Origin of the sequence: Amycolatopsis roodepoortensis (assembly GCF_014873915.1) — a bacterium.
Classification (GTDB): domain Bacteria; phylum Actinomycetota; class Actinomycetes; order Mycobacteriales; family Pseudonocardiaceae; genus Amycolatopsis; species Amycolatopsis roodepoortensis.
On the sequence record NZ_JADBEJ010000001.1, the window covers coordinates 1,103,492 to 1,115,114 of the forward strand.

The 11,623-nt window shown below is 70.1% G+C and carries 12 protein-coding genes; 4 read left to right on the forward strand and 8 right to left on the reverse strand.

Annotated elements, in window-relative coordinates:
- The first annotated feature begins 29 nt into the window (after positions 1-29).
- Positions 30-728: a class I SAM-dependent methyltransferase gene (locus H4W30_RS05220; protein WP_192741731.1), complete on the forward strand. Its 699-nt coding sequence runs from the start codon at positions 30-32 to the stop codon at positions 726-728.
- Here H4W30_RS05220 and H4W30_RS05225 read toward each other — a convergent pair.
- Entirely contained in the window at positions 722-1,756 is a 1,035-nt protein-coding gene (locus H4W30_RS05225; protein WP_192741732.1) for a DUF3068 domain-containing protein, read from the reverse strand. The two genes, H4W30_RS05220 and H4W30_RS05225, sit on opposite strands and share 7 nt — an antisense overlap.
- A gap of 224 nt (positions 1,757-1,980) precedes the next feature.
- Here H4W30_RS05225 and H4W30_RS05230 point away from each other — a divergent pair, with 224 nt between their 5' ends.
- Complete coding sequence (locus tag H4W30_RS05230) at positions 1,981-2,364, forward strand: hypothetical protein (protein ID WP_192741733.1); 384 nt, start codon at positions 1,981-1,983, stop codon at positions 2,362-2,364.
- Here H4W30_RS05230 and H4W30_RS05235 read toward each other — a convergent pair.
- Both H4W30_RS05235 and H4W30_RS05240 read right to left on the reverse strand, forming a co-directional pair.
- The gene (locus H4W30_RS05235; protein WP_192741734.1) at positions 2,361-3,533 is read right to left on the reverse strand and encodes a PucR family transcriptional regulator; all 1,173 of its coding nucleotides are present in this window, start codon (positions 3,531-3,533) and stop codon (positions 2,361-2,363) included. The two genes, H4W30_RS05230 and H4W30_RS05235, sit on opposite strands and share 4 nt — an antisense overlap.
- Positions 3,534-3,593: 60 nt before the next feature.
- Positions 3,594-4,031, reverse strand: a complete 438-nt coding sequence (locus tag H4W30_RS05240; protein ID WP_192741735.1) for a MarR family winged helix-turn-helix transcriptional regulator — start codon at positions 4,029-4,031, stop codon at positions 3,594-3,596.
- A 37-nt stretch (positions 4,032-4,068) separates the two neighbouring features.
- Here H4W30_RS05240 and H4W30_RS05245 point away from each other — a divergent pair, with 37 nt between their 5' ends.
- Positions 4,069-4,590 (forward strand): hypothetical protein, encoded by a 522-nt coding sequence (locus H4W30_RS05245; protein WP_192741736.1) that lies wholly within the window; start codon positions 4,069-4,071, stop codon positions 4,588-4,590.
- Here H4W30_RS05245 and H4W30_RS05250 read toward each other — a convergent pair.
- The 5 genes from H4W30_RS05250 to H4W30_RS05270 form a co-directional block, all read right to left on the reverse strand.
- Complete coding sequence (locus H4W30_RS05250; protein ID WP_192741737.1) at positions 4,580-5,359, reverse strand: SH3 domain-containing protein; 780 nt, start codon at positions 5,357-5,359, stop codon at positions 4,580-4,582. The genes H4W30_RS05245 and H4W30_RS05250 overlap by 11 nt on opposite strands.
- A 95-nt stretch (positions 5,360-5,454) precedes the next feature.
- Positions 5,455-6,144: a sigma-70 family RNA polymerase sigma factor gene (locus H4W30_RS05255; RefSeq protein WP_192741738.1), complete on the reverse strand. Its 690-nt coding sequence runs from the start codon at positions 6,142-6,144 to the stop codon at positions 5,455-5,457.
- Between the two features lie 136 nt (positions 6,145-6,280).
- Positions 6,281-6,784 (reverse strand): hypothetical protein, encoded by a 504-nt coding sequence (locus tag H4W30_RS05260; protein WP_126736798.1) that lies wholly within the window; start codon positions 6,782-6,784, stop codon positions 6,281-6,283.
- A gap of 98 nt (positions 6,785-6,882) precedes the next feature.
- Positions 6,883-7,503, reverse strand: coding sequence for a hypothetical protein (locus H4W30_RS05265; RefSeq protein WP_192741739.1), 621 nt, complete (start codon positions 7,501-7,503; stop codon positions 6,883-6,885).
- A 48-nt stretch (positions 7,504-7,551) separates the two neighbouring features.
- The gene (locus H4W30_RS05270) at positions 7,552-8,421 is read right to left on the reverse strand and encodes an alpha/beta fold hydrolase (RefSeq protein WP_192741740.1); all 870 of its coding nucleotides are present in this window, start codon (positions 8,419-8,421) and stop codon (positions 7,552-7,554) included.
- A gap of 118 nt (positions 8,422-8,539) precedes the next feature.
- Here H4W30_RS05270 and H4W30_RS05275 point away from each other — a divergent pair, with 118 nt between their 5' ends.
- Positions 8,540-11,623 carry a BTAD domain-containing putative transcriptional regulator gene (locus H4W30_RS05275; protein WP_192741741.1) on the forward strand — a complete coding sequence of 1,028 codons (3,084 nt, stop codon included), beginning with the start codon at positions 8,540-8,542 and terminating at the stop codon, positions 11,621-11,623.

The following is an 11,623-nucleotide window of genomic DNA, read 5'->3' on the forward strand; positions in this document are numbered from 1 at the left end:
TGCCTCATCGCGCCACTTTGCGCAGATCGGTGACGTTGTTCCGGGCTTTTCTCACCGAACAGACGGATCCGGACGGTTTCTACTCGGTGCTCGCGGACGACTCGGTCCGCCAATTGGCGCAGCACACTCCGTTGAACGGACGGACCATCGTCGACGTCGGTGGCGGTCCGGGCTATTTCTCCGACGCGTTCCGCGCCGCCGGCGCCACGTATCTGGGCATAGATCCCGACGTCGGAGAGCTGACGGCGCGCGGAGAGGCCGGGGAGAACATGGTCCGCGGGAGCGGGACGAAGCTGCCGGTGCGCACCGCGTCGGTGGACGTCTGCTATTCGTCGAACGTCCTCGAACACGTTTCCGAACCCGAGGTCATGCTGGCCGAGATGTGCCGGGTGACGAAACCCGGCGGCACGATTTTCGCCTCGTTCACACCCTGGTATTCGCCGTGGGGCGGCCACGAGACGGCGCCGTGGCATTTCCTCGGCGGCCACTACGCCCGGCGGCGTTATCTCGAAAAGAACGGCAAGGAGCCGAAGAACAAATTCGGGGAGAGCCTTTTCGCCTTTTCGGCCGGCGCGGCCATCCGGTGGGGGAAGGCCGCGCCGTACGCCGATCTGCAGGAGGTCTACCCGCGCTACCACCCCTCCTGGGCCCAGTGGATCGCGTATGTCCCCGGTGTCCGGGAAGTCGCGTCGTGGAACCTCGTGATGGTGTTGCGCAAGCGTCAGTGACGGGAGGGGGCGGGGCGCCGCTTCACCAGCAGGAAGACGCCGAGCGCGAGGAAGGCGACGCCGCCGACCCCGAGCACGATCGGCCCGGTGCTGCCGATGAAGTCCAGCTTGCCCTTGTTCTCGTCCACCTGCTTGACCATCGCTTCGACGGTCGCGTCGGTGAAGGCGAGCTTGCCGTCGAAGACCACCGTGGGCGTGGGATTCGCGGCCGACCGCAGTTCCTGGTGCGACTGCTGCTCCTGCTTGACCTGGATGCCCGTCACCGGCTCGATCCAGCTCGTGATGGTGCCCTGGTAGAACTGGCCTGCCTCGACGGAGTCACCGGTGGCGCCGATGAGCGAGCCCGGCACCTTCTTCGTCGAGATCTTCGTGGCGGGGATCTCCTGGACGAACTTGTAGACCTCGACGCCCTTGATCTCCTCGACACCCTTGAACCGGGCCTGGACGGCGCGGCCGGTGTTGTCGTCGTAGACCTGGTAATCCTTCTGTTCGGTGCCGAAGGGGAACTTGAAGTTCAGGCCCGGCTGCGGCTTGTACTCCTGGACCTCCTCGGGCTTCTCGCCCTCTTTTTCGGGCTGCTCCTTGAGTTTGGTGACGAAGCTGCTGTTGGCCGAGCACTTCGCCTCCTGGTCGCCGCCCGGCGGGACGTAGCCTTCCGCGGTGCGGCGGTCGAAGCAGACCTGGCGTTTGCTCGCGCTGACCACGGTCTGGTCGCTGGTGTCGACGACTGAGACGGCCATCAGCCATACGGCGACGTCCGTGCCCTCCCGCATCTCCGGTGGCGCGAAGTTCGCCACCACGCGGGCGGTCGCCTTCAGCTTGGCGTCGTCGCGGATCTCCGTGACGGTCTTGCCGTCCACGGTCTTCACCGCGAGCACCTTGGACGCGGTGCCTTCGAGGACCGACGTCGATTCCTGGTTCAGCGGCACCTTGGCGAGTTCGGGTTTGACGTAGGTCGGCAGCAGCACCGCGCCGGCGATGGCGAACACCCCTAGTGCCAAGAAGATCAGGCTCAACGCTCGACGCAACGGTCCTCCTGGTGAGACACATTACCCATCGGTAATCAGTCGCCAGATACTGGCCCGCCCGCCGGTCAGCGTCAAAGGTGTGACCGAGGGTCACAGGCACGCCGTGCGACCGGAAGGCGGTACGTGCGCCGCCATTCGGCCCAGGCAGCCAAACATGTTTGTTCCCGGGAACAACGTGAGCGGGACCACCATCGGACGACTTCCGGTGCGTGGAAAGGAACTCTGTGCCGCAGGACCCGAACGATCCCCGCGCGCTGGACATCGGCGCCTACTCGGATTCGATCACCGACGTCGAGCTCCGCGACGCCGTCGCCGACGTCGCGGCGCTGCTTTCGTTGCACGGCAACGTGATCCGTGATCTCGACGCCAGGAGATCACGGTGGCGGCCCGGGCGGCGGTCCCCGCATCCCGACATCGTCCTGTCCGCGGCAGGCCGACGTCCACAGTGGACGAGGTCGGCGAATCCCGAGGTGACCCTGCCGGTCGCCACGACCGCGCGCGGCCGCACCCTCGCGGTGCGGCTCACCGCGCGGCCCGGGCTCGGGCACACGCTGCTGGACCTCGCGAGAATCATCGACGCCGACATGGCGCCGGACAGAAGAGCCTAAGCGTCCGCCAGCCGGACCGCCTCCAGCGCGACATAGAGCTCGCCGACGTCGACCGGGTCGGACAGGTCGCGTCTGGTCAGTTCCTGCACGCGGCGCAGCCGGTATCGGACCGTGTTCGGATGGACGATCAGCCGGTCCGCGGCCTCCTTGGCCGAGCCGTGCCCGGCGAACCACGCGACCAGCGTGTCGAGCAGGACCTGCCGCTCCGCCTTGGGCAGCACCAGAACCCCGGTGAGCACCGAGCGCAGGACGTCCCGCGACATCTCCGGCGCGCTCGCGACCAGCGTGGTGACCGGGGAGTCGCCGAAGACGGCGACACCGGCGGCGCCGGTGGTCAGCGAGCGGCGGGCGATCCGGGCCCGGTGGACCGCGTCCGGCACCTCGAGGAATCCGTTGAACGGCCTGCTCATCCCCACCGCCAGCGGCAGGGTGCCCAGTACGTCGCGCAGCCGCCGGACGTCCTCGACGCGGTCGATCACGACCAGGCCGACCTCGGCGCCGGGCCGCCAGGCCGACTTCCAGCGCCGTGCTCGCAGCAAGGCCTCGACACCGGGCCGTTCGTCCGGGTCGACGGACTCGGTCACGACGGCGACGAACGTGCCCGCCGCCGGGAGGTCGAGTTCCTTCGCGGCGTTCTCGAGATCGGTCTGGGTGGCGAAGCGGCCGTGCAGCAGGCCGTCCAGCAGGGCGAGCTTCTCCTGGGAGAGTTCGGCGGCGACCTCGCTGTACGCGGTGGTCAGCGCGTCGGAGTAGAGGTCGATGGTCTTCCACACGTTGGAGTTGATCTCCACCGTGCGGGCGGGGTTGATGAAGCCGGGGCCCGCCAGTTCCAGCAGGCGCTCGTAGACGAAGATCCCGCCGATCCGGAACGCGCGGAGCACGGACGGCAGCGGGATACCCTGCCTGGCCTGCGCCAGCCCGGTCTTGCGGGCCGCGTCGAGCGGAAGCCCGCGCCCCTCGACGAGCGCGGTCAGCGCCCGTTCGAGATTGGCCCGGCAGACCTTGCGCAGCTCGTCCGGCGCGGTGCTGTCGACCTGGTGATAGAACTCGTCCTCGTCGCTGAGGAGCTGGGCGAGGCGGTCACTGAACTCGGGCAGCCGGGTGAGCATCGCCTGCATGAGCACACGCTGCTCCCGGGGTGCGGGAGTAGCGAGAGCTTCGGTGCCCATTCGTCAACTCTAACCCGCATACGTGGCCGCTTTTTATCACGATGCGACGAAAGGGCGGTTTCACGAGCTGAGCGCGGTTGACAACCTGCGCAGGGTGTCGCGGGCTTGCCGCAGCTCAGCGGGGGTGACACCGCTGTCGGCGAGCAGGTCGCGCCGCCGGGATCCGCTCGCGTCCCACAGCCGCTCCAGCAGCCGCGTGCCCTCCGGCGTGATGGCGTACAGGGGCGACCGGCGATGTGCCGGATTCGGTTCCGCGCGGAGCTGGCCGGCCGCGGTGAGGTCGTCAGCGACGCGTTGCACGGCTTGGCGGACCTGGCCGAGCCGTCGCGCGATGGCGGGTACGGCGAGCGGTTCTTCGGACACCGTGCTGAGCACGTGCCAGCGGGCGACCGTCGTGCCCTGTCCGGCGGCCTCCCGCTCGCTGATCCGGCGGCTCAGTCCCGCCAGTTCGTAGACGTCGGCGATCAGCAGCCGGTAGTCGCGGACGAGATCGGTCATATTTGACAGCATACTGTCAAATAGCCATCCTGGCCCGATGGACGTCATGGAACGGATCGCCGCCGTCTTCACCGCCCCGGGGCCGCGTCCCGAACTCGCCGGACGGCTGGCCGTGTTCGAGCCGCTGATCGGCAGCTGGGACCTCGTGGTGCACAACTACGCCGAGGACGGCACCGTCCGGACCGTCGACGGGGAATGGCATTTCGGCTGGGCGCTCGACGGCCGCGCGCTGGCCGACGTGTGGATCAGTCCCGCCAGGGCGAGCCGGGGTGACGGGGTGGACGGGGAGTGGGGGATGAGCCTGCGCTTTTACGACGAGAAGATCGACGCGTTCCGGTCGACCTGGCTCGGCCCCGGGAACGGCTGGGTGATCCCGTTCCTCGGCAAGCCGACGGAGGACGGCTTCGAGATCGAAGCCGACACCGACGGCGTCCGGCGCCGGTGGATCTTCTCCGAGCTGACCGCCACGAGTTTCTCCTGGCGGGCGGAGGAAACGCTGCCGGACGAGGACCCCTTCGTCCGGCAGCGTTTCGAGGCCACTCGCGCGATCAGTGGTTGATCTTGAACCACGGCTGCGACCAGCCGAGATAGGTGTAGCCCCACGCGTTCTTGATCTCCGCGATCGTGGTCTCGGTGAAGCTGCCGGGGCCGTGGATGTCGTTCGACAGGAACTTGCCACCGCCGATGGAGAACATCGCGTGCCCGGTGCCGCCGTTGCTGAAGAAGGCGAGCCCGCCCGCGGGGACCTGGGTGTCACCGGGGTGCTTGAACGAACCGGGGATCTGGGTCCAGTGGACGTAGGCCGTCTCCGAGCCGCTCGCGTTCCAGCCGTAGGCCCAGGCGTTGATCCGGTCGCACCAGCGGTAGTAGTCGGGGTCGTTGTGGGTGTGCACGTGTGCCTTCGCCCACGCGATGGCTTCGGCGCAGGTCCGCGGGTTTCCGGTGCCGGCGGTGGAACAGGAGAGGGTGCTGCCGGCGCAGTCCGGGGCGACCCGGCCGTCCGAACCGGTGTAGACGTAGGCGTCGCTGATGTAGCCGCCCTTCGACGGCACGTAGTCCCAGATGTCGGTCGTGCCGTACTTCCCGGTCACGGTCGAGCCGTTCGTCTGGCAGTCGATCGTGACGGCGGTGCCGCTCGCGACGGTGCCGACCGAACTCGCGCTGGTGCTCGGGCTCGACCGCACGGTCACCGCCGCCCCGGAGTCGGTGTTCACCGTGCCCGTCGCCGCGAGCGCCTCACCCGCACCGCCGAGCATGATCGCCCCGGCGAGGGCGATCGTGCCCACCGCGCCCGTCATGCCTCTGGCGATCCTCGATCGGATCTTCATCTCTGTCCTCCAGTGGTTTCCCCGAATAGGGGGACAGGATGGTCGATCGCCGTACAAGGTACGTACAAGAAGTCGATCGTCCGAAGTGGACGGTTCTATACCGGGACGAGCTCCGGTTCGGGGGCTGGTCCGATGATCGGGACAGCGGTCGCGTTCCGGACGTTCCGCTCGGTGAGCAGGACACGAAGCCGCGCGAGCGCACGGAACTGGGCCGCGCGGACCGCCCCCGCGCTCGGCAGGCCGAGCCGTTCGGCGGTCTCCTCGGCCGAAAGCCCGAACACGAACCGGAGCGCGAGCACCTGCCGGTGCGGCATCGGCACTTTCGCCAGCAGGACACCGGCCTGCAGCCGGTGTTCCAGGCGTTCGATCTCGTCCGGGTCGCGGCGGGCCCAGAACGGCAGCCCGTCCCCGATCTCCGGGACGGAGGCGACCGGTTCGCGGGAGCGGCGGCGGTGCAGATCGGCCACCTTGTGCCCGGCGATCCCGAAGACGAACGCGAGGAACCGGTCCGGGCGGTACCGGTAGCGGGGCAAGGCGATCAGGACCGCCTGCAACACCTCCTGCGCGCAGTCCTGTGCGTCGCAAGCGCCCGTTCCGCCGCTTCCGAGCCTGCTCGCGCAGTAGCGGAACACGTGCGGGCAAAGGAAACGGCTCAACTCGCGGATCGCGTCCGGATCACCGGCCACGGCCGCCCGGACCACCCGGCTGTCCGGGTTGGGCAGTCGTCCCGCCGTTGCCGCGGCACGGGAATCCGCGGGGACCGTCGATGGCGCTACCTCGTCCACGTCTGCACTCCTGGTTCAGGGGAACTGCCGCCAAGGTGCGCCCGTCATCGGGGGCCGGGACTTCGTGCGCGGTTGTCCAGCTTGCCGTTCCCCGCGAGGGATGTCCACACGACGGGCCGGAAGTCATCCGAACCGCTCAATGTCTACTGTGGACACCGGCGGGCGCGACCTTGAAACAGGACAGCACCGGGGGATAGGCGGTGGTGTCGGTGCTGAGGAGATCCGAGGTCCAGACCAGGCAGTGCGCGAGAACCCGGATCCGCTGGTCGAGATCGGCGTTCTCGCAGGCCTCGCCGATCTGGTCGGCGCAGGTGTCCCGGTCGTCGCGGACGCTAGCGGCGATCGCGCGGACGATCGCGGCCACGCCCGGGTCGAGCCGGTCCGGCCGCACCGTCATACCCGCGTGATCGCGCAGGCGTAGGGTGAACGGTTCACCGATCCGCAGCGACCGGCGTCGGTCCTTGGCCGCCAAGGAGAACGTGTCGACCAGCCGTCCGACGACGTCGCCGAACGCCGGCGCGCGCCGGGTGGAGGAAGCGATGGAGACCAGTGCGGTGGCGAGCTGGTCGGCTTCACCCGATCTGGTGAGCGAAAGGAGATCACGGGCGACGGTGTGCGCGCGTTTGGCAGTGGGTGTCATGTCGGGCCCCTCGTTCGTCGTGCCGACTCCCGATACCCGTCGTAACGAGCGTTAAACCCGGATTGACGCGGGCAGCGGTCCGGATTGCGCCGTTCGGCTCACGTCGATGGACACTTTCCGACGCGCAAGTAGCCACTCACGGCGGCGACCACCGGATCCGCGCGGGACGGCTCGAGGTTCCGCACCCATGCCCGGAGCGCGTCGATGAACCCGGCGAGGTCTTGATCCACGCTCTGGAGGAGGCCGGGGATGTCCTGACGCCGGACCTCCAGCCGCCGTCCTTCGGGGGATCCCCAGTCCTCGTCGTCCGCGTCCGGCCAGAACCGGATGATCTCGCCGTCGAACTCGAACACCGACCCCGGCCCATGCCCGAGGTCGGGTGCCTCCCCGTCCGGCAGCCCGTACCAGTCCGGCCAGTCGGTCAGGTCGGCGCAGCAACCTGGAGTCACGGCGATGCCGTCGGCCTCGAGCTGAAGGCCGCCGGGGAGGAAGGTGCGCTCGAGCCGCACCAGCTCGTCGAACGCGGTCACGAGGTCGGGCCGGGCGAGCTCGCCGCTCGTGCTGTGCCCGAGCAGGGAGAGCACGACCGCGCCCACGTCGTCGGAGGGCACTTCGCGGTGCAGGGGGATCCACTCGCCGTCGTAGCCGCGAAACGGCCACAGGTCGAACGACGAATAGTCGTGTGGCAAGGATTCCACCACCGGAAAGAGCTTGGGCATGCGCTGACGATAGGGGCCGTGGCCCTGTCGGAGCCACGGCCTTTCTGCCTAGCGCGTGAGCAGGTCCCGCAGCGCCTTCACCACCTCCGCCGGTGATTCCTCGGCCATGAAGTGCCCCGACGTCACCGTCCGGTGGTCCAGATCCGTCGCCCACGCCTGCCAGAGCGCGACGGCGTCGTAACCCAGTGCGGCACCCCAGTCCTGCTGCAGCACGGTGAGCGGCATCGTGAGCCGGTTGCCCGCGGCGCGATCCGCCTGGTCGTGCTCGACGTCGATGCCCGCCGACGCGCGGTAGTCGGCGACGATCGAGGGCACCGCGTTCCGTGACGCCTCCAGGTACGCGACCCGGACGTCGGCGGGGATCGCGTCGCCGCGCTGGGTCCACGCGTCGAGGAAGTGACCGAAGAACGCGTCGGGCGCGGCGCCGATCAGCTGCTCGGGCAGGCCGGGCGGCTGGGCCATCAGGTAGAGGTGGAAGCCCACCGCGGCCGAGGTGCCGTGCATGACGTCCCACATGTCCAGCGTCGGCAGCACGTCGAGGATCGCGAGATGGCTCACCTTGTCCGGGTGGTCGAGGCCCGCCCGCAGCGCCACCAGCGCGCCCCGGTCGTGCCCGGCGAGGGCGAACCGGTCGTGACCGAAGGCCTTCGCGACGGCGACGACGTCGGCCGCCATCGAACGCTTCGAGTAGGTCTCGCCGGTGTCGGCGGGCTTGTCGCTTTCGCCGTATCCTCGCAGGTCAGGGCAGAGGACGGTGTGGTCGGCCGCGAGATCCGCCGCGACGTGCCGCCACATGAGGTGGGTCTCGGGGAAACCGTGCAGCAGCACGATCGGACTGCCGGTCCCGGCGACGGCGACGTTGACCGCCACACCGTCCGCGACGGGCACACGCTGGTAGTCGAATCCGGTGATGCGCATGGGTACCTTCCTGGTCGTTCAGTGACGATCGTCAGCGTCCCCGGCCCGGATCAGCACCCGGTCAGCGGCGACCGAGCGGCCGGGGCACGATGATCACCGTCGAGGCGAGGAGGTGACGATGCGGTTCGGGGTGCTCGGCCCCCTCGTGGCCGAGGACGACGGCGGTGAGGTCGGGCTCAAGGGGCCTCGGCACCGCGCGGTGCTGGCCAGGTTGCTGATCGCCCGCGGCCGGGTCGTGCCGGTGGAACGCCTGGTCGACGACCTCTGGGAGCGCCCGCCCGAGGGCGCGGTCGGCGCCGTGCAGACGTTCGTCGGGGCCTTGCGCCGGGCGCTGGAGCCGCATCGCGCGCCCCGTGAGCCAGCGCGGCTGCTCGTCACGGTCGCCCGCGGATATGCCTTGCGTGCCGATTCCGTCGACGCTTGGGACTTCGAGGACGCGGTCGCCGCGGCCCGTGAACTGCTCGACGCCCGGCGGCCGGACGCGGCACTGTCGCGAGTGGACAGTGCGCTCGCGCTTTGGCGTGGTCCCGCGTACGCCGAGTTCGCCGAGGAAGGCTGGGCGGTCGGCGAACTCTCCCGGTTGACCGAACTCCGTTCGCTGGCGGGGGAACTCCGTGCCGAGGCGCTCCTCGCGCTCGGGCGCGCCGCCGAGGCGGTCCCGGCGCTGGAACCGCTGGTCCGCGAACATCCGTTGCGGGAGAACGGTTCCCGGCTACTGGCGCTCGCGCTGTATCGCTCCGGGAGGCAGGGTGACGCGCTGGCGGTGTTGCGCACGACGCGCGAACACCTCGCCGACGAACTCGGCATCGATCCGAGCGCGGGCCTGCGGGACCTGGAGGCCGACATCCTGGCGCAAGCGCCCCGCCTGGAGCCGTCCGCGCCCGAGATCGCCGAGCGGCCGCTGGTCGGACGCGACGCGGAGCTCGCCGAGCTCGAAGAAGCCGTGACGCGGTCGCGGCTGGTCCTCGTCTCCGGCGACGCCGGGGTGGGGAAGACCGCGCTCGCCGAGGCGTTCTCCGCCCGTCTCGCCGCGCGGGGCTGGACCACGGCCTGGGGGAGCGATCCCGACGACGAGGGCGCGCCACCGGCCTACGCCTGGACGCGGATCCTGGCCACACTCGCCGAAGCCGGGTACGGGCCGGCGCCGACGGTGGAGCCGGGGACCGAAGACCCACTGGCCGCCCGCTGGCGGTGGCATCGCGCCGTCGCGTCTCATCTGTCCGGCGCGGCGCCGCTCCTGCTCGTCCTCGACGACCTGCACTGGGCGGGCGAAGAGACCTTGGCACTGCTGACCTCCGTGCTGGCCGAGCCGGTGTCGATCATCGCGACCTATCGCGGCATCGACCCGCCCGCCCGGCTGACGGACTTCCTTGCCAAGGCCGCCCGCCACGAGCCGGCGCGGATCTATCTCGGCGGCCTGCCCGAGAGCGAAGTCGCCGGCCTGGTCCGCGCCACGACCGGGGAAGAGATCGCCCCGGAAACCGCCGCGGTACTCCATCGGCGCACCGGCGGAAACGCGTTCTTCGTCCGCGAACTCGCCCGCCTGCTGGCCACCGAGGGTTCGGCCGCCTTGGACGCGGTGCCGCCTGGCGTTCGTGACGTCGTCCGGCACCGGGTGGACGCACTGCCGGATGACGTCGGCGGCGTGGTCCGGCGCGCGGCGGTGATCGGGACGGACGTCGATCTGGACGTGCTCGAAGCCCTGGTGGGGAAGACCGCGCTCGACGCCGCCGAGATCGCGGTCCGGCGCGGATTCCTGACCGAGCGGGCGCCGCGCCGGTTCCGGTTCGCGCACGCGCTCGTGCGGGACACGCTCTACCACGATCTCTCCCGTTCGCGGCGCGCCCGCGAACACGGCGAGATCGCCGAGACGCTGGAAGAGCTCCGCCCGGACGACGTCGACACCCTGGCGCACCATTTCCTCCTGTCGGAGGAGCACGACGACCGTGCCGCGCGTTACGCGCAGGCCGCCGCCGAACGCGCCGAAAGTCGTTTCGCACCAATGGAAGCGGCGCGACTGTGGGACGCCGCACTCACTGCGTACGACCGCTCCGGCGCCTCGAACACGGCGAAGCGGCTGGAGCTGATCATGGGCAAGGCCCGCGCTTCGGCCGTCGCCGGCGGGCTCGGCCAGTCGCGGCGGCATCGGGCCGAAGCGTTGGAACTGGCGGAAAAGCTGGACGATCCCCTGCTGACCGCACGGGTGATCGGTGCCTTCGACGTCCCCGCCAGCTGGACCGAAAGCGACGACTGGGAATTGGCGTCCCGGATTGCGGAAACCGTCGAGCGCACCCTCGCCGCCTTGCCCGGCGAACGCGTGGCCGAGCGGTGCCGCCTGCTGGCCACCCTCGCTGTCGAAACGCGGAACGCGGGCGGCCAGCGGGCGCGCGAGGCGGCCCGGGAAGCCGAGACGATCGCGCGGACGCTGGAAGATCCGGCTCTGCTGGCGTTCGCGCTCAACGCCCGGTTCCTGCAGTCCTTCGACCGCGCCGGTCTCGCCCCGGAGCGGGCCGCGATCGGGGCCGAACTGGTCGACCTCGCCGCGCGGCACGGGCTCGTGACGTTCGAGGTGCTCGGGCATCTCGTGCTCCTGCAGGCGAAGAGCGCGCTCGCGGATTTCGCCGCCGCGGACCGGCATGCCGCGTCGGCGGACGAGCTCGGGGAGCGCTACGGCCTGCCGCTCGTCGGCGTGTTCACCCGGTGGTATCGCGCGATGCGGACCGCGATTACCGGCCCCGGCGGGGAAGCCGCCTATCGCGCCGCGGCGGCGGGGCTCGCGGGAACCGCCATGTCCGGTGTGGACAACGGGATCCTCGCGCTCGCCCTGTACTGCGACCGGATCCAGCGTGGTTTGCCGCCGGAGGCACTGGAGGACGACTACGGCGCTTACGAAAGCTGGTGCCGCCCGGTGCTCCCGATCCCGGATTCGCCACGGGACCTGCTGTTCGAGGCCCGCACCTGTCTGCACGCCGTCGTCGCGATCGAACTCGGCGACCGGGCCACGATGGAAAGCCTCTACGCCGAGCTCCTGCCCGCCGAAGGAGAGATCGCCGGTGCCGGGAGCGGGATGCTCACCCTCCGTCCGGTCGCGTACTACCTAGGCGAGCTGGCCACCGCCCTCGACCGGCGGGAAGCGGCCGCCGAGCACCACCGGAAGGCGCGGGCCATCGCGGTGAAGGCCGGTTCACCGCATTGGGGTTAG

Excerpts from the sequence above, each read along its gene's own strand:
- H4W30_RS05245 (WP_192741736.1), top strand. The coding sequence starts at position 4,069 with ATGGACGTCATGGAACGGATCGCCGCCGTCTTCACCGCCCCGGGGCCG.
- H4W30_RS05240 (WP_192741735.1), bottom strand. The coding sequence starts at position 4,031 with ATGACCGATCTCGTCCGCGACTACCGGCTGCTGATCGCCGACGTCTAC.
- H4W30_RS05270 (WP_192741740.1), bottom strand. The coding sequence starts at position 8,421 with ATGCGCATCACCGGATTCGACTACCAGCGTGTGCCCGTCGCGGACGGT.
- H4W30_RS05235 (WP_192741734.1), bottom strand. The coding sequence starts at position 3,533 with ATGGGCACCGAAGCTCTCGCTACTCCCGCACCCCGGGAGCAGCGTGTG.
- H4W30_RS05250 (WP_192741737.1), bottom strand. The coding sequence starts at position 5,359 with ATGAAGATCCGATCGAGGATCGCCAGAGGCATGACGGGCGCGGTGGGC.
- H4W30_RS05275 (WP_192741741.1), top strand. The coding sequence starts at position 8,540 with ATGCGGTTCGGGGTGCTCGGCCCCCTCGTGGCCGAGGACGACGGCGGT.
- H4W30_RS05260 (WP_126736798.1), bottom strand. The coding sequence starts at position 6,784 with ATGACACCCACTGCCAAACGCGCGCACACCGTCGCCCGTGATCTCCTT.
- H4W30_RS05265 (WP_192741739.1), bottom strand. The coding sequence starts at position 7,503 with ATGCCCAAGCTCTTTCCGGTGGTGGAATCCTTGCCACACGACTATTCG.